Source organism: Nocardia sp. NPDC058497 (genome assembly GCF_042720195.1).
Taxonomy (GTDB): domain Bacteria; phylum Actinomycetota; class Actinomycetes; order Mycobacteriales; family Mycobacteriaceae; genus Nocardia.
In genome coordinates this window covers 1-1457 of sequence record NZ_JBHXMY010000946.1, presented here as the reverse complement: position 1 = coordinate 1457, position 1457 = coordinate 1, and the positions used below count along the sequence as shown (strand labels likewise).

Sequence of the window (1457 nt, the reverse complement as noted above, 5' to 3'; positions counted from 1 at the left end):
CGAAGACACAGAGCTCTATGGCCCAGTCCGTCAACGCTTCCCCGACGACCCGCCACCAGACCCGGTCCTCGTCGAACATCGTCGCCACCTGCAAACCGCACGGGATGACGCCGCGGAATGGATTGATCGACGCGATCGGGCGGCGCGACAGCTGCGGCGGACAACCACCGACCTCGACTCCGCCCGCACCAAACTCGACGTCATCCCTACCCGTCTGCGTCGGCAACGCGCAACCGTCCAGGCACGGATCAATTCCCTCGTCTTTGAACTCCGACAACTGACCGAAACCCACGAACATACTCGTGCCAAAGCCCGCGACCTACAACGCAAGGTCACCTCGCTGTCAGGTCTGGTCGAAGACGCCGAAACCCAAGCGGCCCAGCACCTCGAACAGCAGCGCGCCGACTGGGAAGACCATGAAACTCGCACGCGCAACACGGCTATCGAGGCCACGCGGCGCGACATCACTACCAGCCTCACCGCCCACCAAGCCGAACTACAACGCCGCACGCATCTGAGCCCGGCCCAGCACGCGGCCGAGGAACGGATCCGGCAGATACATACCGAGAGTCAGCAGGCGTGGTTCGTCGACGACGGCTCAGCCACCAATCGCGCCCTTACCCACGAATCTTCGGCCGAGCCGCAGCTGTGAGCGCTTCATCCCGATGCACCGCCTGGTCTCGTACGTGGACGGAGCCGTGTGAATCCCGTTTCCTGAGGAAACGCTCCTGGTTGAGGGACTTCAGCGGCTCCACGACTACCGAACCTCCTACGTAGGTGCGACCACCGTCAAACTGTGCGCCTCGGCGGCAACGATCATGTTCTTGTCGTAGATGACGAAAAATGTTAGTGCGGCTCCCACTTCGAGGGCAGCTGACCTGACGGTCCCTTACCGTGACGGTTCACGTTGACAGGCAACTTTGGCTCGCGCGGCACGGCAGCCACTACTGTGCGAGGAGCTGGCCGATCGCGCGGCGAACTTCATCTAGCGCGGACGTGGTCGCGGTTGGATCGGTACCCCCGCCCTGTGCAATGTCAGGCTTTCCGCCGCCGCCACCCTTCAGGACCTTGACCGCGGTCCGAACCAGGTCTCCGGCTTTCAGCCCACGTTGACGACCTTGTTCGTTCACTGCGGCGACGACAATCGGCCGGCCGTTGGCGAGTGCTGTCAAGACCACCGCTGCCGGTCGATCTTCCATGTAGTCACGGATCTCTAGCGCAAGAGTTCGGAGGTCATCGCTGTTCGCTGGATCCGACAGTTCCACGGCGACGATGCTGACACCGCCGATGGTCTCGGATCTATTCGAGTACTGCAGCGCCTGCTGACGCCGGTGCACCGCGCGGAAACGGTCGATATCCTTCTCGGCGTCTCGAATCTTGTTCATAATCGTCGAGACTCGATAGGGGTTAACCGCGGGGGGGACAATAATCCGGTCACAAACCCCGACCCCCAGAAA

2 protein-coding genes are annotated in these 1457 nt (G+C 62.3%); one reads left to right on the top strand and one right to left on the bottom strand.

What is annotated here, in order from left to right; all coding sequences use genetic code 11:
• Positions 1-652: hypothetical protein (locus ACFWPJ_RS32705; RefSeq protein ID WP_378857364.1), on the top strand; the 652-nt coding region annotated here is incomplete at its 5' end.
• A gap of 292 nt (positions 653-944) precedes the next feature.
• On the opposite strand, the gene ACFWPJ_RS32700 is transcribed toward ACFWPJ_RS32705, so the two are convergent.
• Positions 945-1457: DHHA1 domain-containing protein (locus ACFWPJ_RS32700; RefSeq protein WP_378857362.1), on the bottom strand; the 513-nt coding region annotated here is incomplete at its 5' end.